Here is a 13,974-nt window from a genome sequence, read left to right as displayed (position 1 = left end):
CCAATGTTAAGGACCGAAGAAATGCTTCTCAATGTCGGGCCGCAGCATCCGAGTACACATGGTGTTTTTCGGCTTGTCATCAAGATTGACGGTGAAATTATAAAAGAGGCTACCCCAGTCATTGGGTATCTGCATCGCGGTACTGAAAAACTAGCGGAAAATCTGCAATATACACAAATAATTCCATACACCGATCGACTCGATTATCTAGCCGCAATGACAAATAATTATGTGCTTTGCCATGCTGTTGAAACAATGATGGGGGTGGAAATCCCCGAAAGGGCAGAATATTTGCGCGTAATTGCCATGGAATTGGGCAGAGTCGCAAGCCACCTTGTCTGGTGGGGTACATACTTGCTTGATATAGGTGCGACGAGCCCTTTCCTATACGCTTTTCGAGAACGTGAAATGATCGTTAACTTATTGACTGAATTGTCAGGAGCACGTCTTACATTCAATTATATGCGTGTCGGAGGTGTGAAATGGGATGCTCCTGATGACTGGATTGCGAAGGTGGCCGAGTTTGTTCCTTATATGAGGGAGCAGCTTGCCGGTTACCATGAGTTAGTAACAGGGAATGAAATCTTTGTTAACCGGGTTAGAGGGGTGGGCATCTATACGAAAGAAGAAGCTTTGCAGTATTCGCTTAGCGGTGCCAACTTAAGGTGTACAGGCGTGAAATGGGATTTACGGAAAAATGAACCATATTCCATTTATGACAGGTTCACCTTTGATGTTCCTACAAGGGAAGAGGGTGATGCCTTTTCTCGCTATCACTGTAGAATGGAGGAAATCGAAGAATCACTGAAAATCATTGAGCAGGCGGTTGAGCAATTTCCAGAAGGGCCGGTTCTTGCTAAGGTCCCAAAAATAATAAAGGTTCCTAAGGGTGAAGCATTTGTCCGTATTGAATCACCAAGAGGGGAAATCGGCTGTTATATCGCGAGTGAAGGGAAAAAGGAGCCATATCGTTTGAAATTTCGCAGACCTTCATTTTATAATCTGCAGATTCTTCCGAAATTATTGGAAGGGGAAAATATGGCGAACTTGATAACGATATTAGGTGCAATCGATATCGTTCTAGGGGAGGTGGATGGATAAATGATCAAGGATTTGCTCCAATCCACTCCTAGCCTACTGAATTTTGGCATCTTTTTTGGTTTGGCAGTCCTGCTGCTATTCGTTGTATTAGGGTTCGTAACCTATGGAATCCTATCAGAGCGAAAAATCATGGGGTTTATGCAGATGCGTGTCGGTCCCAACCAAATTGGGGGGAAATGGGGTCTCTTACAGACCGTTGCCGATGTTTTGAAACTTCTGATCAAGGAAGATACAATACCAAAAAAAGCCGATAAGCCGCTATATATATTAGCTCCAGTAATTGCTTTTGCTCCGGCTTTCATGGTCCTTGCCACCTTGCCGTTCACCGATGCCTTCCAATTTGCTGATATAGGTATTGGACTGCTATATTATATTGCCATTTCCGGCATATCGACCATCGGCATCGTCACTGCGGGTTGGGCATCCAATAATAAATATTCTTTGATTGGCGGAATGAGGGCAGCCGCGCAAATGATATCTTATGAAATCCCGTTGGTGATGTCACTAGTGGGAATCGTCCTCTTAACAGGCAGTTTAAACTTGAATGAAATAGTTGCAGCCCAGGAGAAGGTTTGGTTCATTTTTCTTCAGCCGATTGCGTTTATCGTGTTTTTTATTGCATCGGTTGCCGAGTTGAACAGGGTTCCTTTTGACCTGCCGGAAGCGGAATCCGAACTTGTTGCAGGCTATCATGTTGAATACTCTGGATTTCGTTGGGCCTTCTTTATGTTATCCGAATATGTGTATATGTTTGCAATGGCCACGCTAACCACTGTATTATTTTTAGGGGGATGGAATTCTATTCCGTTTTTGGATTTTATTCCGGCGGCCATCTGGTTCGGTCTCAAGTTTAGTGTTGTTTTCTATGTATTGGTCTGGATCCGTGTGACTTTTCCTCGTATAAGGGCAGATCAATTGATGGAGTTCGGATGGAAAGTGCTGCTTCCGGTTGCATTGGCAAATATATTTTTGACGGCACTTATAAAAGAATTAATTAACCTTTTTTAAAAACTTAAGCTGGTCAGAAAGCGAGGGATTTATATGCTTGGTTTAGCAAAAGGTTTAACCTATACATTAAAGAACTTGACGAGGAAAAAAGTGACCTATGACTACCCGAATGAGCCGCTGCCGCTCCCTGACCGATTCCGCGGAATCCAAAAGTTTTATCCTGAAAAGTGTATTGTATGCAATCAATGCGTGACGATTTGTCCAACGGATTGTATTCAATTAACTGGTAAAAAACATCCGGACCCGTCAAAAAAAGGTAAAATCATTGATACGTATGACATTAATTTCGAGATTTGCATTTTGTGTGATTTATGTACGGAGGTATGCCCGACAGAAGCAATCGTGATGACGAATCAATTTGAGCTGGCGGAGTATAGCCGTGATCATTTATTTAAAAATCTGGAGTGGCTTGATGAAAATGATGAAAATATCCGGAAGGTGAATAAAGTATGAGTTTGTCCGGTGAATTAATTGCCTTTTTTGGTTTGGCACTCGTCGCCATATTAGGCGGGGTGCTGTTAATTACCTTAACAAAAGTGGTCCACATGGTAATTGCACTCGTTTTTACTTTCTTGAGCATTGCTGGAATTTATATGTTGCTTTCGGCTGAGTTCGTCGCCATTGTCCAGATCCTTATTTATTCAGGGGCAATAACGATCGTGATGTTATTTGGAATTATGCTCACTAAACACCAAGAAAGTGATGAACCCGTTAAAGGGGGCTGGGGGAGATTCTCATTGCTGGCAGCTATTGCTGGATTCGCCGTGGCGGTTTACCTGGGTATTTATAATCTGGATATCCCTGTACAGCCAACCGCCTTGCATGAGGATAATACAAAACAAATAGGAATCGAACTTTTTTCAAAATATGTCATTCCATTTGAAGCAATGTCGGTACTACTGCTTGTTGCTCTTGTCGGCGCCATTGTATTGGCTAAAAAAGATGATGGGGAGGGAGATCGATCATGACGGGAGTTCCCTTGTCGGCTTATCTTGTATTGGCACTCGTTTTATTTTGTATAGGACTGTATGGCGCTTTGACGAAGAGAAATGCGGTCATTGTTTTGATTTCAATCGAGCTGATGCTGAACGCTGCTAATATCAATTTAGTTGCCTTCAGTAAATTCGGTGTAACGCCATCCATTACGGGTCAAGTGTTTTCATTATTCACGATTACGATCGCTGCGGCCGAGGCAGCTGTAGGGCTGGCTATATTAATGTCCCTTTATCGGAATCGGAAGACGGTCAATGTCGATGAAATGGATATTATGAAGCATTGAAGGTTTATATAAATGAAGAAGGGGATTTGATACGATGATGGAGAACGCTTGGCTCATACCGATCTTTCCACTCGTCACGTTTCTGGTTCTGCTTCTATCGGGTGGGCGGTTGCGGGAACGAGGGGCCTTTATAGGAATAATATGTACAATGGCTTCGTTGGTTCTATCGCTGCTTACCTTGGTGGAACGATTTAAAGAACCTACTTATAAAATATCGATAGATTGGCTTTCCTTTGGGGGGACGCAACTTACAGCGGGGTTTGAAATCAACCAGCTTAATGCCTTGATGCTCGTGATCGTTTCACTTGTCAGCCTGCTTGTCCAGATATATTCGAAGGGGTATATGAAGGGTGAAGTGCGATTCTCCATTTTTTATGCTTATCTGGGCTTCTTCACCTTTGCCATGCTTGGACTTGTCATGGCACCAAATTTGCTACAGCTTTATATCTTCTGGGAATTGGTCGGGGTGGGATCTTTCCTGCTTATTGGGTTTTACTTTTATAAACTGGAAGCCAAGAATGCAGCGAAGAAGGCATTCATCATGACCAGGATTGGGGATGTAGGGCTCTTAATCGGCATCATTCTACTATTCTGGGAAACGGGAAGCTTTGAATTTGGAGAGATCTTTCAAGCCATTCAATCAGGCGTGATATCAAATGAAAGACTGACTTTGATCGCTATTTTGATTTTTATCGGTGCGGTTGGGAAGTCTGGACAATTTCCACTACACACATGGCTTCCGGATGCAATGGAGGGACCGACTCCGGTTTCCGCATTGATTCACGCAGCAACCATGGTTGCTGCAGGGGTATACCTGGTGGCGACCATGTTTCCGTTATTCGTCGCTAGTGAAGCGGCGATGCAAGTCGTAGCAATAACAGGTGGATTTACAGCCATATTTGCCGCAAGCATCGCTATTGTGCAAAAGGATGTTAAGCGGGTATTGGCCTATTCGACAATCTCTCAGCTTGGTTTTATGATGCTTGCTTTGGGGACTGCTGGATATGTGGCGGGTGTGTTTCATTTAATGACCCATGCCTTTTTTAAAGCATTGCTGTTTTTGGCAGCAGGCAGTGTTATTCATGCTATACATACACAGGATATAGAAGAGATGGGTGGATTATGGGGGAAATTGAATTGGACAGGGCCGCTGTTCTTGACTGGAACTTTGGCGATATCAGGGTTCCCCTTGCTCTCGGGTTTTTTCAGTAAAGATGAAATTCTAATGGCAGCCTGGGAGAACGGCAATTATGTGTTGTTTGGACTTGCGGTGATTACTTCCTTTTTAACCGCGTTTTATATGTTCCGGCTGTTTTTCATGATGTTTGCAGGAGATTCACGCAGTCAAGTAAAACAGGTTAAGGACTCACCTTCCATCATGTTAATTCCCATGCTTGTATTGGCATTGCTTGCTGTAATCAGTGGGTATATCCAAACACCATGGTTTGGGACTTTCCTGGGAGAGTGGCTTGTGGAGGGAAATGAAACTCTTCTAGGAGCCAGCCATAGTGAGGGACCAGTTTGGATAATGTTCATGGCTGTGCTTGTATCACTTGCCGGAATATTCCTTGCATATATGATATACGCTAAAAAGAAGTTACCTCGGGTATGGCTTGTCAAGGAAAACTCCGAGTTATATAGAGTTTTGGAAAATAAGTATTATATTGATGAGATTTACCATTTCACAGCAGGCTATGCAATCAAAGGCTTTAGTATTTTCCTATCTTATTTTGAAAGGTTCGTTGTCGGTGGCTTGGTATCCACCGTAACAAGTTCAATAGAGGGATTGGGGAAATTAGGGTCTAAACTGCAAACGGGACAGGTACAGCAATATGGCATGATAGCCTTTCTGGGACTTGCGGTACTATTGGTGATTTTTGCAGTAACTGGGGGGTATCTAAGATGAATGTCTATTTGCTCTCGCTTCTAGTGTTCTCACCGCTGCTGGGCATTGTGATGGTTGCCCTAATGCCGAAGAAAGAGGAAAGGACGATTAAACAATTTGGCTTTTTCGGAACACTGCCTCCCCTTTTCCTATCGTTCTTTCTATGCAGTCAATATTATTCGGGAGTGGCCCTATCCGTCTTTGACATTAAGTTGAATTGGATCAGATTTGGGAATTTGGAGATGTATGATCCCAAACTCTTCACAGTTGACTTTGAGTTGGGCCTGGATGGGTTAAGTCTCATCTTCATATTATTGACGACAATCATTTCTTCACTTGCCGCAATCGCCTCCATATATATAAAACAAGAATGGAAAGGGTATTATTTGTTATTTTTGATTTTGGAGATCGGGATGCTCGGTGTCTTCACCGCAGAAAATTTGATCCTTTTTTTCATCTTTTTTGAAATGACCTTGATCCCCGCTTTCTTTTTGATTGGTAGGTGGGGCTTTCTGGAGAGGGAGAAAGCGTCTTATAGTTTTCTGATTTATAATGGCATCGGTTCTGCAGTTTTATTGGTGGTCATTTTGATTTTGTTTGCCAGGACAGGTACGACCAATATTGCGGCATTGACACAGATGATGACAATGGGTGGTGTTTCGCTTTTTGCGCCCATATCCGGTTCGATGAAGTTTGGTTTATGCCTGGCCTTTCTCGCTGCATTTGCGATAAAGCTGCCCGTATTTCCATTTCACAGCTGGATGGTGCGGGTCCATGCTGAAGCACCTCCATCCATAGTCATGATTCATGCTGGTGTCCTATTGAAAATAGGGGCTTATGGAATCATCCGGTTTGGAATGGGGATATTTCCTGAACAATATAAAAGCTTAGCCTTTACCGTTGTCCTGATTGGGGTCCTCAGTTTTTTATATGGTGCATTTCTAGCATTGGTACAAACGGATTTCAAGCTCGTTTTAGCATACTCATCAATCTCGCATATGGGAATCGTCATGATGGGTCTGGGAGCCTTGAATGAAGCGGGCATTCAGGGAGCTATCTTTCAAGTCATCTCACATGGGCTAATTGCTGCTTTGTTATTTTTCTTGGTGGGTGTGTTGTATGAGCGGACGGGAACCACCATGCTTCCTAAGCTTGGTGGATTGGCCAAGTCGATGCCGGTTTTTTCAGGGTTTATGTTAGCGTGCGGGATGGCTTCACTCGGTTTGCCTGGCATGTCTGGCTTCATCAGTGAATTCATGGTATTTCTTGGCTTATTCAAGAGTCAGCCATTGCTTGCAGCAATTGGGGTGATCGGGCTGGTATTAACCGCTGTCTATATCCTGAGGGCGGTTATGTTGATGACCTTCGGGAAAAATGATAGCTTGGTAGAGAAAGAGAAACGGGACCTTAGAGGCTGGGAGCTTGTACCGGCATTGGTTCTTCTCGGTTTGATAATATCTGTTGGGGTATACCCAAATTTGTTAGGCAGGCCTCTTCAAGGAACGATTGAAGCCATGATGCTAGCTTTAGGGGGGCGATGAAGGATGGATTTGAACACGATGCTTTCTTATGATTGGGGAGCGATGATGCCGGAATTCATCATCCTGGGAACGGCCATGATTCTTTCGATATTGGATTTATTCTGGCCGAAGCACTTTAATCGGAGAAAATTGGCATGGCTCGCGCTAACCGGTATCATTTTGGCATGTTTGTCACTGATTAGCTTACTATCCTTTGATACAGTCAGTATCTTATCCGATACGTTTCGTTTAGATTCATTTGCAAAAGCATTTAAGCTACTCTTATTATTCGGAGCGGGCCTAATCATCCTTCTGGCTGAAGAATATGAACCTAAAGAGGGGCTGCGGGAACATCGGGGGGAATTTTATTATCTTTTCCTGACCGCTTTGCTTGGAGCGATGGTCATGTCCTCAAGCGGGGATTTGATAACCCTGTTCGTTGGACTGGAACTTCTTTCCCTTTCATCTTATATACTAGTCGGAATGCGTAAACATGATCAGAAGTCTAACGAAGCGTCCATGAAGTATGTGATAAACGGAGGCATTTCCACGGCGATCACTTTATTCGGGATGAGCTATTTATATGGTGTGACTGGTTCTGTCAATCTAGGCGAAATGAGCCGGACGATGGCTGCGATGACCGATGGTCAGCTGCAATACATCATGGGCCTCGCTTTCTTCATGGTATTTGTCGGTTTATCCTTCAAGATAGCTGCCGCTCCCTTTCATATGTGGGCGCCGGATGTCTATGAGGGGGCACCGACACCGGTAGTAGCCTTCTTAAGTGTAATTTCGAAAATAGCGGGTTTCGTCATCATTCTGCGAATTTTTCTTTCGTTGTTCCTAACGGCATCCGGTGATACATTCGGAGCGCTCGACTTTTTGGAAAAAAACAATATCTATATAGCTTCATTGGCAGGTCTGACAATCATCATTGGAAATGTGATTGCGTTAAGGCAGCAAAATTTAAAACGGTTGTTCGCCTATTCAAGCATCGCCCATGCGGGTTATCTCCTTGTAGCGGTTGCCACATTGGGTGGGGGATATTTCCTGTTGGATACAGTCTGGTTTTACCTACTGGCTTATGTATTGATGAATATCGGTGTATTTGCAGTCATTCAGCTGCTCTCCAGTCAAAGCGGATCGGAAGACATTAGCATTCTTGCAGGACTGGGGAGGAAATCCCCGTATCTTGCCATATCATTTACTGTATTTATCCTGTCGCTTGCTGGAATTCCCGGGACGACAGGATTCATTGGCAAACTCAATATTTTCCTTGGAACATTCATTACGGAGCCTGGACATTTTGTCCTTGCGGGAATCATGATCGCAGGTACCATTGTGTCCTATGTATACTATTTCGGATTATTGGTTCAGGTCTTTTTCCGACCCATTCATTCAGAGAAGGTCATTAAAATTCGTTGGGGTCTTTACACAGTGTTGATCATTTGCGTAATAGGCACCATACTTTTCGGGGTGGCGCCAAATATTGCCTTTGATTTTATTCATGATCAATTTGGTGAATTTACAGACTTTATTTCGAGTAAATGATATAATGCCTGTATCAGAGGCTTGTTCCATTGGATCAAGCCTCTATTTACAGTTTTAAAAAGATATTTTGCAATTCTTCCTTTTATATTCCAAATTCGAAGGAGTTTTGTGTTAGAATAGAGTTCGGGTGTCATTTAGGAGGTATGTACATGTTTTCAGCAATGGGACAGCAGGCTTTAACAGGAATAATTGCACATTTGTTTTTCATTGCAGTTACCTGGTGGGCTTTACAGGCATTACATTTCGATAAAATCTTAAGATCCAATTCGGTCATCAAGGCCAGGGTTTTATACATTTTATTAACGGTTGCCATAGGTTCAGTTGTTAGTAACTTCTTCCTTGACTACCTGGGATTTGCAAACCAACTCCCGTATATGTTTAGTGATGACTGATAAGCTGTAAGACTTTTCTTATAGCAAAATATGATTCTACTCTTGTATTCGCCATGCTTACTGCCATTTTAAGGCGGAATGTGTCACCAATTGTCGGAAAACTCGAAGTATGATCTCTCTCCTTATGGAAAGAATGTGTAAAAGGGGAGGGATTTAACATGTATATTTTAAACAAAAAAATGTTAACATACATAGTATTTCTTGGTTTGATGGTGATTTTAATTGGGAATAGTACGATTGTGGCAGAAAGTAAACCAGATATAGTTAAATTGGTGGGACTGTTACAAAAGGATAAGGATTTAGACATAGAAGATTGGTCTGTACTCACTAGAGAAATAAATAAAGAGATTACAACTAAACGAGAGTTTGAAAGCGAAGTTGCGGCTTTAAAACGAAAATACCCTCAATTTCAATGGCACCGGAAAGATGATGCTTCCGGCTGGAAGGCTGAGGCGTTAACTTACAATGTCGATTCAGGTCTAACCGAGTCTATCAAAATAATGACAACGGAAGAGAAATTTGATAAAGTTACCTATGTTATTTACGAAGTGAAGGGAAAAAAGTGGAGAAAAGCTAATTCGGCATTTTTTACGGCTACATTCCAGAACAGGGTGAATGACCTATTTATAGGGACTCCTTCAATTTTTTCTTGTATTAAAGGGTCTATCAATGATAATATGGATTCGGTTTTAAACTCTAAAACTGAAGACCTGTTAGATATGTTCCAAGCAAGGGAAATTGAGAGTGTGCATGAAACGAACTTTACATCAATATCTGCACATTCAACATTGTTTAAACAACCTTTGACAAAAGAAAAATTAAATTTGCAGTTTGGGCTACGGACAGAAGGATTGGGTGACCAAACGAACTTTGTAGTTGGCACACCAATCATAACGTTTGAATATTAATATAGAGAAAATGGACGCGGAGGGGAATACTTTTGGAAAAAATCATCGTCCGCGGCGGAAAAAGGCTTAGCGGGACAGTTAAAGTAGAAGGTGCTAAAAACGCCGTTTTGCCAGTTATCGCTGCAACATTATTAGCAAGTGATGGGAAAAGTATCATTAAAGATGTTCCTACGCTCTCCGATGTATATACAATCAATGAAGTATTGCGCAACTTAAATGCAGATGTTGCCTTTCATGACAATCAAGTAACTGTAGATGCATCAAGAGAGTTATTAGAAGAAGCACCATTTGAATATGTACGTAAAATGAGAGCTTCCGTTTTAGTAATGGGCTCATTACTAGCAAGGAATGGCCGGGCCCGCGTTGCTCTTCCTGGTGGCTGTGCCATCGGATCACGTCCTATCGACCAGCATTTAAAGGGTTTTGAAGCGATGGGAGCAAAAGTGAAGGTCGGCAATGGTTTCATTGATGCCGAGGTAGAAGGAAGACTTAAGGGTGCAAGAGTGTATCTTGACTTCCCGAGTGTGGGTGCCACTGAAAACATCATGATGGCAGCAACACTTGCTGAAGGTATAACTGTTCTTGAAAATGTGGCCAAAGAGCCTGAAATTGTAGATCTTGCGAATTTCCTTAATAAAATGGGTGCCAAAGTCAGAGGTGCTGGTACTGGTACGATGAGAATCGAAGGTGTCGATAAATTATATGGCACTGAACATGCGATTATACCTGACCGTATCGAAGCTGGTACATTTATGACAGCAGCTGCTCTTACTGGCGGTAATGTTCTTGTTCAAGGAGCTGTACCTGAACACCTTACTTCCCTTATTGCTAAAATGGAGGAAATGGGCGTTAAAATTCTTGAAGAAGAAGATGGATTACGCGTTATCGGTCCAAAAACCTTGAAGGCCATTGATATCAAAACAATGCCACATCCTGGTTTCCCGACTGATATGCAATCGCAAATGATGGCATTATTATTGCGTGCTGAAGGAACAAGTATGATTACGGAGACCGTTTTCGAAAACCGTTTCATGCATGTTGAGGAATTCCGTCGCATGAATGCCAATATTAAAATAGAAGGTCGTTCTGTTATCGTTAATGGACCAACTAACATTCAAGGTGCTGAAGTAGCTGCAACAGATTTACGTGCCGCAGCAGCGCTCATCCTGACTGGATTGGTTGCAGATGGCATTACTCGCGTTACAGAATTAAAGCATCTTGACAGAGGATACGTTAACTTCCATGGTAAATTGGCATCTCTAGGTGCTGATGTGGAACGTATTAACGAAGATGTACCTGCAGAAACAAAAAAAATTGCAGATTTAAACGCATAAGATAGCTTATAAAACCATTCACGTTCGATACATGGAAACGTGAATGGTTTTTTTTGTTTTGTTCCAGCATTCATCGCCTCCGGTTAAATAGTTATCGTTTTTCTATTCATAAAAGCTTGTCCTTCGACATACATTTGTTATGTAAAGATCCTGCTGGATAAAGATTATACGGCAGAGAAAACAAGTGTAGGGAGGCTCAGGAATTTGAAAGCAATCAAACCGATGATCGTACTATTCATAGCAGTAGCATTCGCAATTATCATGATTCCAGCAGTGCTTGTGCTTCCATTTTCAAATGATAAGACAAGTGGGGAGTTAGCCGAACAATTAGATAAGAAAGTGAAGAATGAGGGGAAAGAGGTAAGTGCAAATGAAATGAGTTCCGTTGAAGTTGCCGTTTACCGTACCTCTGCAAAAAAGATTGAAAAACTGCCGATTGAATCGTATTTGACTGGTGTGGTTGCAGCTGAGATGCCAGCAGATTTTGAGGAAGAGGCGCTGAAGGCACAAGCATTGACAGCGAGAACTTATATCGTCAATCAGCTCATAAGCGAAAGTCGATTGGGCTTGCCGGATGGTGCCGATGTAAGCGATACGGTCATGCACCAAGTTTATAAGAATAATGATGAGCTGAAGAAACAGTGGGGCTCTGATTATAAATCGAAGATGAAGAAAATTAACAAAGCTATAAAAGAAACAGCGGGTCAAATCCTAACCTATGAAGGAAAACCGATTACTGCCACATTTTTTTCGACCAGCAATGGCTACACGGAGAATTCCGAGGACTATTGGCAAGCTGATTTTCCCTATTTAAAAAGTGTATCCAGCCCATGGGATAAAGAAGAATCACCAAAGTTTTATAATAAAGTTGTAGTGAATACTGCAGATTTTGAAAACAAACTTGGTGTAAGCCTTTCATCTGGAACATCAATAGGAACCGTCATTGAAAGAACATCAGGTAATCGTGTTGGTGTGGTGGAAATCGGAGGAAAGAAAATGACAGGAAAACAGATTCGTGAAAAGCTTGGGCTGACATCATCCGATTTTAACTGGGAGCGTCAAGGCAACCAGATTGTCATCACGACAAAAGGTTCTGGACACGGAGTTGGAATGAGCCAATACGGTGCCAATGGGATGGCCAGGGAAGGGAAAACCTATGAAGACATCGTAAAATATTATTATAAAGGCGTCAAAGTTCAGTCTTCAAGTAAGTGGCTGAATACGATGACGGCAAAAAAATGAGAGATGGGGATTCCCATCTCTCATTTATTTGCGCTTAATTTTTCTATAATGGTCAAAAAGCCGCGTTCACGCTTGAAATAATGATATTGGACATGAAAATAGACTGCAGCCACTCCTATGATATCTTTAATTACATCTATTAAGGCAGCGGTGCGGTATGGGATGAATGATTGGTGGTATTCATCAATAACTCCGTAAAGGCAAGCTACAAGGGCCGCCAACAGGCTTAAACCAGGTTTCAGTTTTTGGTTTGCAGCAAGGGCCGAAACCAATAATATATACAAAAGGGCAAATTCGACCAGATGAAGTGCCTCTTTGATAAAGCGGTCAATTGAGGATGAGGGAAGATCAAGAATCATATCATCGGGGTTGCTCGACATTATCCAAATGGCAATCATATATAGAAAAGGCAATAACGTTAACACAAGTTTAAAGGCTTTTTTCATGAATTAAACATCCTTCAACAGTAAGATACCAAACATTTTACCATTCTACGAATAAAATCGGTTTCATTTCCGCAAAATAAATCTAAAAAAATTTTTTCCTGAATGTATATAATCTTAACAAAATGTTCAGAATGATTGCTGAGGTGATTAATATGAGAGAGGAAGAAAAGAAACCAACTTCCACAATCCGACGTATACTAAAACAACGTTGGGCATTATCAGCAATCTATATCGCAAGTGCAGCCATAATCTTAGCCGCGGCCTTCTTATTACAAAATAGTTTTGATGATTCAGCTAAAGATGGCAAAGAGGAATCAGCTGAAACAGGAAAAAACTATGGTCAGCCTTCTGTCGAGGTTAATAGTAATCTTGAGACAATCAAGATGCCTGTAGCCGATGCAGACAAATCGGTTATCAAGAAACAGTTTTATGATGTGAATGCGGATGAAAAGGCACAAGAAGAAGCATTGGTTTTCTACAACAATAGATATGAGCAAAACAAAGGTATAGACATTGCAATGGAAGATGGAAAATCTTTCGATGTAAAAGCTTCCTTAAGTGGAAATGTAACGAAAGTTCAAGACGACGCGTTACTTGGAAATTTAGTTGAAGTACAGCATGAAGATGGTGTCGTCACTCGTTATCAATCTGTTAAAGACATTAAGGTTGCAGTCGGTGACAAAGTGAAACAAGGACAAGCAATTGCTACAGCTGGAAAAAGCCAAATCAACGAAGAAGCTGGCGTGCATGTCCACTTCGAAATCAGAAAAGATAACATTGCGTTAAATCCACTTGATTTTGTTGATAAACAAGCTTCTGCCATTCAATCGGCAACTGAAGCAGAAGGCAGCGAACTTAACGATTCAACTGATAAAGAAGAAACACCTGCAGTCGAAGGATCTGAAACTGATAAAGAAGAAACACCTGCAGTCGAAGAATCTGAAACTGGCACGGATGAAACGCCTGCCGTTGACGAAACTGACGAGAGCACTGATTTAGAGAGTGGCACTGATGAGGAAGGCTCTGTCCCAGAGAAAGATGCAACTGAGGAAAGTGACTCCTTAAAAGATTCGTTAAATCAATCTAATTAAGATTAAGATTTTTAATTAAATCAAAACAAAAACCTAGAGCGTTACGAATGACAACAACTGAAAATTTGGTAAAAAGAAGCCGTTCAATTTGAACGGCTTCTTTTTTTCTTTCGAGGAAATATTGGCCCATATGCTGAAACATTTGAATTTCTGACAAATTTCTCGGGAAATAATTTGATTTTAAGGAAAATAAATAAATGAAAATTAGAAATAAATG

Annotated in this window: 14 protein-coding genes; 13 read left to right on the top strand and 1 reads right to left on the bottom strand. The window is 41.7% G+C overall.

The window, feature by feature from the left end; all coding sequences use genetic code 11:
* Window positions 1–3 precede the first annotated feature (3 nt).
* The 12 genes from QUF78_RS26560 to spoIID all read left to right on the top strand — a co-directional run bounded on the left by QUF78_RS26560 (window position 4) and on the right by spoIID (window position 12,220).
* Window positions 4–1,101: an NADH-quinone oxidoreductase subunit D gene (locus tag QUF78_RS26560; RefSeq protein ID WP_289314316.1), complete on the top strand. Its 1,098-nt coding sequence runs from the start codon at window positions 4–6 to the stop codon at window positions 1,099–1,101.
* Window positions 1,102–2,109: an NADH-quinone oxidoreductase subunit NuoH gene (gene nuoH / locus QUF78_RS26555; protein WP_289327046.1), complete on the top strand. Its 1,008-nt coding sequence runs from the start codon at window positions 1,102–1,104 to the stop codon at window positions 2,107–2,109.
* 33 nt (window positions 2,110–2,142) lie between these two features.
* Window positions 2,143–2,562, top strand: a complete 420-nt coding sequence (gene nuoI, locus QUF78_RS26550) for an NADH-quinone oxidoreductase subunit NuoI (protein ID WP_048685828.1) — start codon at window positions 2,143–2,145, stop codon at window positions 2,560–2,562.
* Window positions 2,559–3,077, top strand: coding sequence for an NADH-quinone oxidoreductase subunit J (locus QUF78_RS26545; protein ID WP_289327045.1), 519 nt, complete (start codon window positions 2,559–2,561; stop codon window positions 3,075–3,077). The genes nuoI and QUF78_RS26545 overlap by 4 nt, the downstream gene beginning before the upstream one ends.
* A complete protein-coding gene (nuoK, locus tag QUF78_RS26540) occupies window positions 3,074–3,388 on the top strand; it encodes an NADH-quinone oxidoreductase subunit NuoK (protein WP_064467120.1) in 315 nt (104 codons plus the stop codon). The genes QUF78_RS26545 and nuoK overlap by 4 nt, the downstream gene beginning before the upstream one ends.
* A 34-nt stretch (window positions 3,389–3,422) precedes the next feature.
* Window positions 3,423–5,294, top strand: coding sequence for an NADH-quinone oxidoreductase subunit L (gene nuoL, locus QUF78_RS26535; RefSeq protein WP_289327044.1), 1,872 nt, complete (start codon window positions 3,423–3,425; stop codon window positions 5,292–5,294).
* Window positions 5,291–6,814, top strand: a complete 1,524-nt coding sequence (locus QUF78_RS26530; protein WP_289327043.1) for a complex I subunit 4 family protein — start codon at window positions 5,291–5,293, stop codon at window positions 6,812–6,814. The genes nuoL and QUF78_RS26530 overlap by 4 nt, the downstream gene beginning before the upstream one ends.
* A gap of 3 nt (window positions 6,815–6,817) precedes the next feature.
* Window positions 6,818–8,344, top strand: a complete 1,527-nt coding sequence (gene nuoN / locus QUF78_RS26525; RefSeq protein WP_289327042.1) for an NADH-quinone oxidoreductase subunit NuoN — start codon at window positions 6,818–6,820, stop codon at window positions 8,342–8,344.
* Window positions 8,345–8,493: 149 nt separating this feature from the next.
* On the top strand, window positions 8,494–8,736 hold the full coding sequence (locus tag QUF78_RS26520; protein WP_061465671.1) for a DUF1146 family protein: 243 nt from the start codon (window positions 8,494–8,496) through the stop codon (window positions 8,734–8,736).
* Window positions 8,737–8,894: 158 nt separating this feature from the next.
* On the top strand, window positions 8,895–9,644 hold the full coding sequence (locus QUF78_RS26515; protein ID WP_289327041.1) for a YwmB family TATA-box binding protein: 750 nt from the start codon (window positions 8,895–8,897) through the stop codon (window positions 9,642–9,644).
* A gap of 32 nt (window positions 9,645–9,676) precedes the next feature.
* Window positions 9,677–10,978 (top strand): UDP-N-acetylglucosamine 1-carboxyvinyltransferase, encoded by a 1,302-nt coding sequence (gene murA / locus QUF78_RS26510; protein WP_125159867.1) that lies wholly within the window; start codon window positions 9,677–9,679, stop codon window positions 10,976–10,978.
* Between the two features lie 204 nt (window positions 10,979–11,182).
* Window positions 11,183–12,220: a stage II sporulation protein D gene (gene spoIID, locus QUF78_RS26505; protein ID WP_289327040.1), complete on the top strand. Its 1,038-nt coding sequence runs from the start codon at window positions 11,183–11,185 to the stop codon at window positions 12,218–12,220.
* A gap of 20 nt (window positions 12,221–12,240) precedes the next feature.
* Here spoIID and QUF78_RS26500 read toward each other — a convergent pair whose 3' ends face one another.
* A complete protein-coding gene (locus QUF78_RS26500) occupies window positions 12,241–12,666 on the bottom strand; it encodes a VanZ family protein (RefSeq protein ID WP_289327039.1) in 426 nt (141 codons plus the stop codon).
* Between the two features lie 152 nt (window positions 12,667–12,818).
* On the opposite strand from QUF78_RS26500, the gene spoIIQ reads away from it, so the two are divergent.
* A complete protein-coding gene (gene spoIIQ / locus QUF78_RS26495; RefSeq protein ID WP_289327038.1) occupies window positions 12,819–13,757 on the top strand; it encodes a stage II sporulation protein SpoIIQ in 939 nt (312 codons plus the stop codon).
* Window positions 13,758–13,974: the final 217 nt, after the last annotated feature.

The organism is Peribacillus sp. ACCC06369, from assembly GCF_030348945.1.
Lineage (GTDB): Bacteria > Bacillota > Bacilli > Bacillales > DSM-1321 > Peribacillus.
The sequence above is the reverse complement of the archived record's forward strand: the minus strand, read 5'-3'. Positions and strand labels throughout refer to the sequence as shown.

Excerpts from the sequence above, each read along its gene's own strand:
- QUF78_RS26560 (WP_289314316.1), top strand. The coding sequence starts at position 4 with ATGTTAAGGACCGAAGAAATGCTTCTCAATGTCGGGCCGCAGCATCCG.
- nuoH (WP_289327046.1), top strand. The coding sequence starts at position 1,102 with ATGATCAAGGATTTGCTCCAATCCACTCCTAGCCTACTGAATTTTGGC.
- nuoI (WP_048685828.1), top strand. The coding sequence starts at position 2,143 with ATGCTTGGTTTAGCAAAAGGTTTAACCTATACATTAAAGAACTTGACG.
- QUF78_RS26545 (WP_289327045.1), top strand. The coding sequence starts at position 2,559 with ATGAGTTTGTCCGGTGAATTAATTGCCTTTTTTGGTTTGGCACTCGTC.
- nuoK (WP_064467120.1), top strand. The coding sequence starts at position 3,074 with ATGACGGGAGTTCCCTTGTCGGCTTATCTTGTATTGGCACTCGTTTTA.
- nuoL (WP_289327044.1), top strand. The coding sequence starts at position 3,423 with ATGATGGAGAACGCTTGGCTCATACCGATCTTTCCACTCGTCACGTTT.
- QUF78_RS26530 (WP_289327043.1), top strand. The coding sequence starts at position 5,291 with ATGAATGTCTATTTGCTCTCGCTTCTAGTGTTCTCACCGCTGCTGGGC.
- nuoN (WP_289327042.1), top strand. The coding sequence starts at position 6,818 with ATGGATTTGAACACGATGCTTTCTTATGATTGGGGAGCGATGATGCCG.
- QUF78_RS26520 (WP_061465671.1), top strand. The coding sequence starts at position 8,494 with ATGTTTTCAGCAATGGGACAGCAGGCTTTAACAGGAATAATTGCACAT.
- QUF78_RS26515 (WP_289327041.1), top strand. The coding sequence starts at position 8,895 with ATGTATATTTTAAACAAAAAAATGTTAACATACATAGTATTTCTTGGT.
- QUF78_RS26500 (WP_289327039.1), bottom strand. The coding sequence starts at position 12,666 with ATGAAAAAAGCCTTTAAACTTGTGTTAACGTTATTGCCTTTTCTATAT.
- spoIIQ (WP_289327038.1), top strand. The coding sequence starts at position 12,819 with ATGAGAGAGGAAGAAAAGAAACCAACTTCCACAATCCGACGTATACTA.